The sequence below is a fragment of the Streptomyces amritsarensis genome, assembly GCF_001953875.1.
In the GTDB taxonomy this organism is placed as follows: domain Bacteria; phylum Actinomycetota; class Actinomycetes; order Streptomycetales; family Streptomycetaceae; genus Streptomyces; species Streptomyces amritsarensis.
This window is the reverse complement of the sequence record NZ_MQUR01000153.1, coordinates 1-10,870: the sequence shown is the minus strand read 5'-3', so window position 1 is coordinate 10,870 and position 10,870 is coordinate 1. Positions and strand designations below refer to the sequence as shown.

General features: G+C 75.7%; 7 protein-coding genes and 1 pseudogene. All 8 read right to left on the bottom strand.

Annotation, left to right across the window (positions count from 1 at the left end):
- Positions 1–1,676 (bottom strand): annotated as a pseudogene (locus AVW11_RS34190) (hypothetical protein); the annotation flags it as partial.
- A gap of 4 nt (positions 1,677–1,680) precedes the next feature.
- Positions 1,681–1,839: a DUF6760 family protein gene (locus tag AVW11_RS37925; protein ID WP_167344733.1), complete on the bottom strand. Its 159-nt coding sequence runs from the start codon at positions 1,837–1,839 to the stop codon at positions 1,681–1,683.
- A complete protein-coding gene (locus tag AVW11_RS34185) occupies positions 1,836–2,333 on the bottom strand; it encodes a zinc-ribbon domain-containing protein (protein WP_030855542.1) in 498 nt (165 codons plus the stop codon). Before AVW11_RS34185 ends, AVW11_RS37925 begins: the two co-directional genes overlap by 4 nt.
- On the bottom strand, positions 2,330–2,770 hold the full coding sequence (locus AVW11_RS34180) for a phage tail protein (RefSeq protein ID WP_030031999.1): 441 nt from the start codon (positions 2,768–2,770) through the stop codon (positions 2,330–2,332). The genes AVW11_RS34185 and AVW11_RS34180 overlap by 4 nt, the downstream gene beginning before the upstream one ends.
- A 59-nt stretch (positions 2,771–2,829) precedes the next feature.
- The gene (locus tag AVW11_RS34175) at positions 2,830–4,389 is read right to left on the bottom strand and encodes a phage tail sheath family protein (protein ID WP_030855544.1); all 1,560 of its coding nucleotides are present in this window, start codon (positions 4,387–4,389) and stop codon (positions 2,830–2,832) included.
- 247 nt (positions 4,390–4,636) lie between these two features.
- Positions 4,637–6,745, bottom strand: a complete 2,109-nt coding sequence (locus tag AVW11_RS34170; RefSeq protein ID WP_076046964.1) for an ATP-binding protein — start codon at positions 6,743–6,745, stop codon at positions 4,637–4,639.
- A gap of 146 nt (positions 6,746–6,891) precedes the next feature.
- On the bottom strand, positions 6,892–7,596 hold the full coding sequence (locus AVW11_RS34165) for a Pvc16 family protein (RefSeq protein ID WP_030855548.1): 705 nt from the start codon (positions 7,594–7,596) through the stop codon (positions 6,892–6,894).
- Positions 7,593–10,712 carry a DUF11 domain-containing protein gene (locus AVW11_RS34160; protein ID WP_076046963.1) on the bottom strand — a complete coding sequence of 1,040 codons (3,120 nt, stop codon included), beginning with the start codon at positions 10,710–10,712 and terminating at the stop codon, positions 7,593–7,595. The genes AVW11_RS34165 and AVW11_RS34160 overlap by 4 nt, the downstream gene beginning before the upstream one ends.
- Between the last annotated feature and the right edge of the window lie 158 nt (positions 10,713–10,870).

Genomic DNA, 10,870 nt, shown 5'->3' with positions numbered 1-10,870 from the left:
GGCATGGCGGGGCCCGGGGTGGCCGGTGCGGGGTGGGACGGTGTGGCGGTGGGCGGGAGTTCGGTCAGGGGGGCGCCGAGTGGGGCACGGGTGCGCATCGGCTTCTCGGCCGTCGGCCCGCTCGCGGCGGTTTCGGCCTGCCGCTGCACGGCGGGCATGGCCGGTGCTGCCGTGCTGCTGGTGGCGGGCTCCGTCTGGCGCTGCACAGTCGGCATGGCCGGGGTGGCCGGGCCGGTGGGCGAGGGTTCGGCCGCGCGCTGCACGGTGGGCTTGGCCGGGCCCGGGGTGGCCGGTGCGGGGTGGGACGGCGTCGCGGGGGGCGGGGTGCCGAGTGGGGCGCGGGTGCGCATCGGCTTCTCGGCCGTGGGGCCGCTCGCCTCGGCCTGCCGCTGCACCGTGGGCATGGCGGGGCCCGGGCTGGCCGGTGCGGGGTGGGACGGGGACGGTGTGGCGGTGGAGGGGAGTTCGGTCAGGGGGGTGCCGAGCGGGGCGCGGGTGCGCATCGGGTTCTCGGCCGTCGGCCCGCTCGCTGCGGGCTCTGCCTGCCGCTGCACCATCGGCATGGGCGCGGCGGCCGTGGGGCCGGGCGGTGTCGAGGGGGCGGCCGGGGGCGGGAGTTCGGTGGGCGGGGCGCCGAGCGGGGCGCGGGTCTGCGCACGCTGCACCGGCAGGTCCGGGCCGGCCGCCGGCAGGGCGGGGGGACGGACAGCCGCCACACGGCGGCGGGGTGTCGCAGGGACCCGCGCGGTGGTGAGCGTACGCCCGACCGGGCGCGGCCGGACCGCGGTGGTGCGGTCGGCGCCGGGCGTCTCCCCGGTCGTACGAGCCGGTCGGGCGTCCGCGGCCGCCCGTACGGGAGCGGAGCCGTCGGCGGCAGGGGGCCCGGGGATCACCGCGATACGCCGGACCACCGGGAACGCTGCGGGTGCCGTCGCGCGGCCGGGCTCGGCGGCCCGCTGCACGGGCGGCGCGGGCGCCCCGAGCACGGCCGGGGAGTCCGTGGACGTGAGGCCCCGCGTCCCGGCCGCGGCCGGGGAGCCGGAGCCCTGCGTCCGGGTCCGGTTCCGGGCGCGAGCCGGTGACGTGCTGTTCGCCGCGGAGGCGGAGGCGGCGGACGTGCTCGACGCGCCACGGGCCTCGGCCCGCGATCCGGCCGGGCCCGGTGTGCCGGCGTCCGCGCCCCGGTCCGCGGTCGGCGCGGTGGCGCCGGGACGGGCCCGGCGCGAGACCTGCGGGGTTTCGCGTGCGGGCCCGGTCTGTTCCGGCTGCTGGTCCGCGCCGGTGCCGGTGGGTTCGCCGGGCAGCGCCCGCAGCAGCAGCGGCCCGCCGCCGCTGTGGGTGGGGCGGGCGGTGGCGGGGCGGGCGACCCCGCGGACGAGTCCGGCCGGGGCGGACGGCAGCAGCCCGTGGGCGAGTCCCGTGTCGAACGACGGGTTGCGCCACGCGGCCAGGCCGGAGCGGAAGGCGAGCCCGTCGCTGACCCCCGTGACCGACCGCGAGACGGTCAGCGGCGGCGGCGCGGTCATGCGCCAGCCGCCGTCCCAGTCGCCGGGTACGCCGGGTACGGCGGGGCCGGCGGCCGGCACGGCAGCGCCGTCCGCCGCCGCCGCAGCCGGCGCCGAGGCCCCGGCATCCGGCACAGCGGTGCGCCGCCGCAGCCTGTCCCGCCATGCCATCTGCTCAACCGCCTTCGTTCACACGGGTGTTGATCCGAGCTATCTCGGTGACCCAGTCCTGGCGCTCGCCATGGGTCAGGTCGAGGATCTCGTCGCGCCGCCAGTGGAAGTGGTAGGCGATGTACGCGATCTCCTCCCGGAGCCGGGGGAGCGCGTACGTCACGATTCCCCCAGGCGCCCACCGGAGAGGTCGACCTCGAAGCCGCCGTCGCAGTGCGGGCAGGTGACCGCCGCACGGGTGTGGCCCTCGCTGTTGACGCGCCGGTAGAAGTCCTGGAGGAACGCGACGTCGGTCGCGTACATCCGCTCGACGACCCCGGCGTGCACGTCGGTGATGGTGCCGAGCCTGGTGATCACCTGGCTCAGCAGCACCACGCTCAGGTACGCCGGGTTCTCCTTGACCCGCAGGTCGATCTGCGGGCGGAGCTCGTCGCGAGCGGTGGCCAGGCGCATCGAGCCGTGCCGGTGCACCGTGCCCGCCTCGTCCACGTAGCCGCGCGGCAGCTCGAACTCGTACTCCGTGCGCAGCCCGTGGTCCTCACGGGGGGCCGGAGCGGCGGCGGCCGGGGGCGCCGCCGCCTGCTCCGGGGCCTGGGCGGGCGCCGTGACCTGGAGGATCTCCTCCAGGCTGCCCGCGGTCACCGTGCGGCGCCTCATTCGACGATGATCTCCTCGAACACGATGGTCACGGACTCGGTGGCCGCGGCGGACTCGCCGGCCTTGAGGGAGGGGCCCTCCCACTTGGACGCCCAGCCCTGCATCAGCTGGATGCGGCGGATGGTCGCGCCCGTGGAGTCCTTGATCTCGATCGTGAGGTTCTGCCGCGCGGTGTCGACGGCGCCGTTGTTCAGCGTCTCCTTGATCCACTTGGTGAACTCGCTGCTCTTGTCGAGTCCCCGGGTGATCGTGACCTCGCCCGCCTGGCGCGCACCGGGCTGCTTGCGGATGATCTGCTTGCCCTCCGCGCTGACCTGGCGTACCTCGACGACCTCTTCCTCGACGGTCAGGCCGCTGATCTCCTGGATGGATTCGACCAGGTAGCCGCCGAGCTGAACGCCGAAGATATGGGTGGAAAGAGCATCGCCCTCTGCCATGACTGTCCTTCACCTTTCCTTGCTGCTGCCGGTACTGGCGGTGCCGCTGCCCCGGAGGGTCACTCGTCGACGAGGCTGGTGCTGTCGGAGAACTGGGCCAGCCGGAACACCACGAACTCGGCAGGCTTGACGGGCGACACGCCGATCTCGCAGACCACGCGGCCCTGGTCGATCGACTCCTGCGGGTTGTTGTCCCGGTCGCACTTGACGTAGAACGCCTCCGCCGCCGTGCGGCCGAACAGCGCGCCGCGGCGCCACTCCTCGGTCAGGAACGCGGTGACGTTGCGCCGGATGCTGGACCAGAGCCGGTCGTCGTTCGGCTCGAAGACCACCCACTGGGTGCCCAGGAGGATGGACTCCTCCAGGTAGTTGAAGAGGCGGCGCACGTTCAGGTAGCGCCAGGCCGGGTCGGAGGAGAGGGTGCGCGCGCCCCAGATCCGGATACCGCGGCCGGGGAAGGCCCGTACGCAGTTCACGCCGATCGGGTTGAGCAGGTCCTGCTCGCCCTTGCTCAGGCGCAACTCCAGGTCCACCGCGCCGCGGATGACCTCGTTGGCGGGGGCCTTGTGCACTCCGCGCTCGGCGTCGCTGCGCGCCCAGACGCCGGCGACGTGGCCGCTCGGCGGGACGGTCGTGTTGCGGCCCGACGCGGGGTCGAAGACCTTCACCCACGGGTAGTAGAGGGTGGCGTAGCGGGAGTCGTAGCCCGCCTCGTCGTTGCGCCAGGTGCGCACCTGCTGCGCGGACAGCGCGGGCGGGGTGTCCAGCACGGCCACCCGGTCGCCCATCTGCTCGCAGTGGGAGATCACCGCGAGCTGTACGGTGCGCACGCCCTCGGCGTCGATGTCGCCGCGCTCGTAGGCGCTCATCAGGTCCGGGACCGCGACCATGGTGATCTCGTCGATGGTCTCCAGGCCGGCGAAGCCGGTGCGGGCGCCCGCGTCGCCGACGTACTCGGCCGGGTCGAGGCGGGCCACGGCGCCCTGGCCGGTCGTGGCGGCCACGGCGGCCGGGGCGTCGGGCAGGGCCACGGTCTGGCCGGCGGGCCGGGTCTGGGTGGCGGACCGCTGCTCGGTGACCTCGATCAGCTTCGAGGCGCGCGCCTGGGTGACGAGGTAGCCCTTGACGTTCTTGCGGGAGGAGGCCTCGTAGGTCTCGGCGATCTGCTCGCCCTGGCGGACCAGGAGCTTGAAGCGGTCCTCCGGCGGGTTGTCCCCGTCGGCGTCGGCGATCTCCACGGACACGCCCGTGATGCCCGGGCGCGCCGTGATCAGGAAGCCGCCGAGCTCGACGGGCTGCGCGGTCCGGGGCTGGGGGACCGCTCCCGCGGCGGCCGGTGCGGAGCCGTCCGCGGCCGGCCCGCCGATGCGGACGACGTACGCGGCGCCGCCGCCGTTGGCGAAGTAGCCGTAGACGGCGTGGGGCAGGTAGGTGCCCTCGGTGAAGCCGCCGAAGTGCTGGGAGTACTGGTCCCAGTTGGTGACCAGCGTCGGTTCGTGGAAGGGCCCGCTCTGGGCGAACCCGACGAACGCGGCGACGGCGGTGCCGACCCCTTCGATCGGGCGAGCACCGGACTGCACCTCCTCCACGTACACGCCCGGGGTGAGGTACGTCGGCATGCTCGCTCCTTCGTCACGGCTTGCAATCAGGTCTGGTCACAGCCTTCCGCGCGGCAGCCGGCCCAGGCAGGGGAATTCGATCCTGGTCAGGGGCAGATGCGCTGCCCTCCGGGGCATCGCCACCGGGCCGTCCAGGCAGCCGGACCGCCCGTCCCGAACCGGCGCGCCCGTCCGGAGCCGGCCCGCCCGTACGTCCGGAACCGGCGCGCCCGGTCGTCCGGACCGGTCGTCCGGACGGCCGGGCCGGTCACACGTCCGCGACCTGGCCCAGGTACGGCCCGAACTCGCCTTCCAGGACCAGCCGTCCGAGCTTGCGGTACTCCTGCGCGACGGCCGTCATCACCTGGCGCATGGTCAGCGGCTCACCGGAGGCCGCCGCGAAGTAGGCGGCCGTCACCGCGCAGGCCCGGATGGAGCCCCCGGCCAGTTCGAACCGGTCGGCGCAGAAGGCGAGATCGACGTCGTCGGCGCGGGGCAGCCGGCCGCCCAGGCAGCGTTCCCACAGGGCCCGGCGCTGGGCGGCGTCGGGGACGGGGAAGTCCGCGATCACGTCCAGGCGGCGGGTGAACGCCTCGTCGAGATTGGCCCGCAGATTCGTGGTCAGGATGGCGATGCCGTCGAAGGACTCCATCCGCTGGAGCAGGTACGCCGACTCCATGTTGGCGTGCTTGTCGTGGGAGTCCTTCACGTCCGAGCGCTTCCCGAAGATCGCGTCGGCCTCGTCGAAGAGCAGCACCGCGTTGACGGCCGACGCCTCGGTGAAGATCCGTTCCAGGTTCTTCTCGGTCTCCCCGACGTACTTGTCGACGACCGTGGACAGATCCACCACGTACAGGTCCATGCCCAGGTCGGCGGCGACCACCTCGGCGGACATGGTCTTGCCGGTGCCGGAGGAGCCGGCGAACAGTGCGATCACCCCGCGCCCGCGCCCGCCGCCGGGCCGCATGCCCCACTGACCGAGCACCTGGTCGCGGTGGCGTGCGCGTACCGCGAGGTCGCGCAGCCGGCGGTGGGTGGGGGCGGGCAGCACCAGGTCGTCCCAGCCCACGGCCGGCTCCACACGGCGGGCGAGGCGGGCCAGGCCGGCGCCGTTCTGCGCCCGTACGGCGGACCGCAGGTCGTCGGGGGAGACGGGGCGGCCGTCGAGGGCCGCGGTACGCGACGCGGTGTCGGCGGCGCGCCGCAGCTGGCCGGCGTCGAGGCGGTGCGCGGAAACGGACCGGGCGAGCGCCTCCGCCCTGCCGGCCTCCGCACCGTCCGCCTCCGCCCGGCCCGCGCCCCCCTCCATGCCTGTGCCGGCTGCCGCGTCCGTACGGCCGTGTTCGGCGGCGGCCCGTTCCAGGGCGTGCCGCCAGCGCACGGCCTGCCGGTCGGGGGAGGGCGCCGCCACTGTCAGGCAGACGGGGGTGGCGGCCGCCCAGGCGGGCTCCCACCCGCTCGTGCCGTGCGTGAACAGGGGGATGCCGCGCAGCACGGTGCACAGGGTGCGCAGTACGTGGGCCCGCTCGTCGGGCTTGTCGGGCAGTGCCTCCAGCGGTCCGAGCAGCACACCGGCGCCCAGCAGCCGGGCTTCGCGGGCGGCGGCGCGGGCGAGCGCGGGCAGGGCGTGGGCGCGGTGGGTCAGCGCCGCCGGGTCCAGGACCAGGGGGCGCAGCCCGCGGGCCCGCAGTGCGGCGGCGGCCAGGCCCTCGGGGTCGCCGCCGCGGGTGCGCAGGTGGACGTGGCCGGTGCCGTTTCCGGCCGCGGCGGCGGCCCGGTGCAGTTCGCCGGGGTCGACGGCCGGATCGTCGGCGGCTTCGCCGAGCACCTCGGCCAGGTGCGGATCGGGTGCGGCGGCGCCGAGGAGGTGGGCGGTGACCCGGTCCGGGACGGCCAGCACCCGGGACAGGGGCGGCCGGTCGGGCTCGGTGACCTCCAGCAGGCCTCCCGCTACGAGCGGTGCGCCGGGGGAGAGGCGGAAGCGGGCGGCGGCGGACCGGGCGCGGCCGCACAGTTCGAGGGCGAGTCCCACCGTCGGCCGGCGGCGCGTCAGGTCGTCGTTGAGGTAGCCGTAGAGCCGCTCGAACCGGGCGTCCAGGTCCGGGGCGAGTGCGACCAGCAGCAGGTCCACGTCCAGGGGCTCCAGCGCGAACCGCGTGGCGAGGACGCCGAGCGGCGAGCCGGGCGGCGGCGGCCAGGCCGGCGCGAGGGCGGGCAGGCCGGGGCCGTGCTCCGCGCCCTCGTCCAGGATCCGGGCGACGGCCTCGGGCGTGAGGTACTGGCCCCGGTAGGGGTCGTCCGGGTCGGGGTCGGCGGCGCGCCGGAGTTCCACGGCCAGCCGGACCCGTTCCTCGACGAGCCGGAGCCGCGCCCACAGGTACGGGACCTCGTCGCCGCGGTCCGCGGCCCGGTCCGCGACCCGGTCCGTGTCCCCGTCCACGGGCCGGTCCGGGGCCCGGTCGGGAGCGGGTTCCTGGGCGAGGGCCTGCTCCCGGTCGTCCACCGGGGGCTGGAGGGTGTGCGTCACGGCTGGCGTTCTCCTCGTCGGCGCCGGGCGGGAGCCTTGGGCCGTTCCCGGGAGCCGCCGAAGCCTTCCGGCCCCGGCGCGCCCAGTTCGACGTAGCGCAGTCGGCGCGGGCTCCCGTCCCCGTCCGGCCCGGCCTGCGGTACGGAGTTCACGACGAGGCCCTGGGTGACCGGCGGTGCGGTGACCTTGCTGATGCCGGCCAGCGGGGCCTTCACTCGCAGCCCGAGCGACGGCTTCAGTTCGCCGCCCAGCGCCGACCACACGTCGGAGGCGGCCGGCGCGTCCATGCCGGTGCCGCCCGCGTCCACGTCCACGAGCAGGCCGAGGTCGGCGAGCGTCCCGGTGAGCAGGCGCGGGGGCAGCGTGTCGGTGGCGACGAGGCAGGAGAGCACCTGGGACAGCAGCCGGTGCTCGTCCTGCGGCCTGCTCGCCCAGGCGGTGACCAGGTACGTCAGCTCGAACCAGCGCGGCGGGGTGCGGCGCGCGACGACGAACCCGTCCTCGTCGAACACCTCGCCCCCGCCGCTGCCGCGCCGGGTCGGATCCTCCCTGATGTCGTAGAGGAACACGCAGACGGTGGGCGCGCTGCGGCGGGCGGCCCAGTCGCGGGTCGGCGCGTCGAAGACGACCTCGACGCCCGACGCCTCCAGACCGGATTCGGCGAGCAGCCGCCGCAGCCCTTCGTCGACCTCGTGGATCACCGGCGGGTCACCTCGTCGGGCGGCTGCACCGTGCCGTTGACCACGAGGAAGTCGGTCTGCACGGGGGAGAAGCCGGGGCCGCTCGCGGTGATGATGCGCGGGCCGGTCTGGTCCTTGGCCAGGATCAGCAGCTGACCGATGAACGTGCCGTCGGCCTGCGGGACGGTCGGTGCCGCCGCGGCCGTGATGCCCGGCTTCCACGCGAACCGCACCGGCGCGCCGGGCGGGAAGTCCTCGCCGCGTACCGAGGTGACGAAGCCGGGCCTGCCGATCGGCGGGACGGCGACGATGCGCGGCTGCAGGATGCGCAGCTGCTCCCGGGCGGTGTTGTCGCCGGGGTCGGCGTCCGTGCCGGTCGTCGTGAGGTTCGCGGTGACCTGGCCGGTGAGCGCCTTGTCGGGGCTGAGGACGACGCGCAGGACGGTGCGGGCGCCGGGTGCGAGGTCGGCCAGCGCGCACGTCCAGTTCCGGTCGCAGCCCGGCGGCGGCCCGTCGTGGGGGACGCCCTCGGGCAGGCCGATGCGCAGCCGCAGTCCGGTGGCCAGGGCGCTGCGGCCGTTGGCGACGGTGAAGGTGACGACGACGCGGCCGCCGACGTAGCCGGGGTTCGGCTGCGCGGTGATGCCCACCCCGGGGCCGGCCTGGGGCGCGGGCGGCTGCGGTGCGGGAGGGGGCGTCGTGGGCGGGGCCGGCGTCGGGGTGGGCGGTGTCGGCGTCGGCGTCGGCTTCGGGGGTACGGGGGCCTCGCGCACCGGCACCACGGTCCGGCCGGCGTTGTCGCTGGGGCGGGGGTCGAGGACCGTGCCGGTGACCGACCACTCCACGGGCTGGTCGCCGGGGATGAGCCCGGTGAGGGTGGCGGTCACCGGGACGGTGGTGCCGGGCGGCACGATGCCCAGGGTGCAGGTCAGCGCGGCGGCGTCGCAGGTGGCGCCGGGCGTGCCGGGCACGGTGAGCGCGGTGATGCCGACGCCGAGCGGGGGTGCGACGGTCAGGCGGGTGCCGGGGGAGGCCGCCGGGCCCTGGTTGACGACGTCGACCCGGACGGTGGCGGAGCCGCCGACGGTGAGCGGCGCGCTCTTGTCGGGCGCGCGCACCGCGAGGTCCACCGACTGCTGCACGCTCGGTTCCTTCTGGCGGCCCGGCAGGCCGGTGACGAGCAGGTTGTGGGCGCCGGTCGCGACGTCCACCAGCTTCAGCTTCTCCGGGCTGTTGGCGGCCCGGGAGCCGCGGCCGGTGAGCACCAGGGACTTGCCGTCGGCGGTCCAGGCGGCGTCGCGGGGCTGGTAGGGGCCGTTGCCGGTGGTCTCGGGCAGCTCCCGGCCGCAGGCCCCCGGCTTGCCGCGGGCGGCGTCGGGCAGCAGGACCCGGCAGGAGCCGCCCGCCGGGGAGGCGAGCAGGATGCCGCTGCGCTCGTCGACGCGGCCCGCGCCGTTCTTGCGGTTGAAGGCGACGGTGGTGCCGTCCGGGGAGAACGCCGGGCTGTCGTCGATGACTTCGCAGGCACCGAAGCAGATCGTGGCACTCAGGTCGCGCTGCCGGTCGAGGTGGTCCACGGGCACGGTCCAGATGTGCTTGTTGCCGCCGTGGCCGTTGATCACCAGGTTGCGGGTGAAGGCCAGCATCGTGCCGTCGGAGGACCAGGTGGGCTGGGCGTCACCGCCCTTGGGCTGGTCCGCGGGCGGGGTGATCTCGCCGCGGATCGCCCCGGTCGCCGCGTCCGCGATCAGGATGCGGCTGGGGCCGGCGGCCTGGCCGACGCCGCCGGGCGAGGTCCGGGTGAAGGCGAGGTACCTGCCGTCGGGGGAGAACGTCGGGTCGGTGTCCCAGTCCTTGGGGCCGCGGCCGGCGAGCGGCAGGGCCTCGGCGTTGGTGCCGTCGGCGTCCGCCGTCCAGATCCGCTGGATCCGGCTGCCGGGCTTGCCCTCGAAGCGGGTCACCACGATCCTGCGCCCGTCGGGCGTGTAGTTCTGCCGCTCCGTCCACGGGTCGAAGTCGGGTCCGGGTTGGAACAGCGGATCCTTGGCCGGGTCGGTGTTGGTGTCGGCCGCCGGGTCCTCGTCGAGGATCGTCAGGCCCAGGTCGCGGGGGTCGGAGCCGTCCATCCGCGCGTCCTGCAAGGTCACCACGTGCGGGCCGGCCGCCGAGATCCGCTCGACGACGGCGCCGCCGCCCTTGAGGGGGCCGAGCCAGGTGGGCGAGCCGATTTCGCGGTCCTCGCTGTACACGAGCTTGGGGGTGTCCGCCGAGTGGGCGGGCACCTGGAAGACGTGGTCCCAGTCGCCCTTGCAGTCACAGGTGCGGTCGGGGCTGAGGAAGAGCAGACCGTCCCCGTCGGGCAGCCACGCTGCCCCCCGGGTCCGCCAGCCGGCCTGGGCGCCGGCCAGCAGCTGCCCGTCGGCGCGCCCGTTGGTCCACCGCAGGCGGGGCCCGGAGGCCCCGGTGGCGGTGTAGGCGATCACGTCGCGGTTCGTCGCGTCGTCGACCGGATTCCACACCGGTTCGGTGGCCCGGCCGTTCGCCGGGTCGGTGAGCCGGGTGGCGGCCCCGCCGCGCAGGGGGCGTACGTAGACCTGCGCTCCGGCGGCCCGGTCGGCGTCGGAGGAGTACGCCAGGCGCCCGCCGTCCGCGGAGACCGTCGGGTGCTCCTCGTTGGCGGGGGTGTCGGTCAGCCGGGTCAGGCCGGTGCCGTCGGTGCGCACGAGCCACAGGTCGCGCTGGACGCCGCCGGCCGCGCCGCGCTGGGCCGAGTCGAAGACGACCGACCGCCCGTCGGGGGTCAGCCGAGGGTTCCCCGCGTCCATGCCGCTGGTCAGCCGCCGTACGGAGCCGTCCGCGGACCGCAGGTAGACCTGCGGGTTCTTCTCGTCGCGGCGGCTCGCGAAGACGAGCAGGTCGCCGAGTGCCGACGGCTGGACGTCCAGGTGGGCCGGCCCGTCGCCGAACAGGGGGGTGCTGGTGTCGTTCTTGTCGTTCGCCACCCGCCCCAGGCTGCGGTGGCGCGTACCGGCGTACGCGACCCTGCTGCTCCCGGCGTCGGCCGCGAGGGGCTGCGCCCCGGCGTCGCCCGGTCCGGCGGCCGCCGTCACCGCGAGCAGGGGCGCCAGCAGCAGCATCGACGCGCCGGCCCTCCCCCAGCGGTGTCGGCGACGGCCGGACCCCTCCGTGCCCCTCACGGCCCACCTCACAGTCCGGTCCCGCATCCTGCCTGTCACCCCGCCACCCTGCCGGTCCGGCCGCGCGGACCGGCAGGGCCGCGGGGCCGGACCCGGGG

Excerpts from the sequence above, each read along its gene's own strand:
- AVW11_RS34185 (WP_030855542.1), bottom strand. The coding sequence starts at position 2,333 with ATGAGGCGCCGCACGGTGACCGCGGGCAGCCTGGAGGAGATCCTCCAG.
- AVW11_RS34180 (WP_030031999.1), bottom strand. The coding sequence starts at position 2,770 with ATGGCAGAGGGCGATGCTCTTTCCACCCATATCTTCGGCGTTCAGCTC.
- AVW11_RS34175 (WP_030855544.1), bottom strand. The coding sequence starts at position 4,389 with ATGCCGACGTACCTCACCCCGGGCGTGTACGTGGAGGAGGTGCAGTCC.
- AVW11_RS34160 (WP_076046963.1), bottom strand. The coding sequence starts at position 10,712 with ATGCTGCTGCTGGCGCCCCTGCTCGCGGTGACGGCGGCCGCCGGACCG.